The organism is Sphingorhabdus sp., assembly GCF_046292425.1.
Taxonomy (GTDB): domain Bacteria; phylum Pseudomonadota; class Alphaproteobacteria; order Sphingomonadales; family Sphingomonadaceae; genus Sphingorhabdus_B.
Map to the genome: position 1 here is coordinate 1 of NZ_JBKBQV010000131.1, position 239 is coordinate 239.

The 239-nt window shown below is 59.8% G+C and carries 1 protein-coding gene; it reads right to left on the reverse strand.

Annotation, left to right across the window (positions count from 1 at the left end; genetic code table 11):
- A partial coding sequence (locus tag ACK4S7_RS13275) for a tryptophan 7-halogenase (protein ID WP_409647759.1) occupies nucleotides 1-239 on the reverse strand: 239 nt, incomplete at both ends.

A 239-nucleotide genomic window follows, 5' to 3' on the forward strand; every position in this document is an offset into this window, starting at 1 on the left:
CAATAGTGCAGGATCACGAAGTCGCGGATCTCCTCATAGTCCGCGATCATGCGCCGATTGTATTCGTCGACCAGATGCCGGTCGCAGTCCGTATCCGGCAGATAGCGGAAGAAGAACTCCATGCCGCGGTAGATCAGATGGATGGCGGTGGATTCGAGCGGCTCGATGAACCCGCTGGCGAGGCCCAGCGACAGGACGTTGCGGCTCCAGATCTGTTTGCGCACCCCGGTCTTGAACCC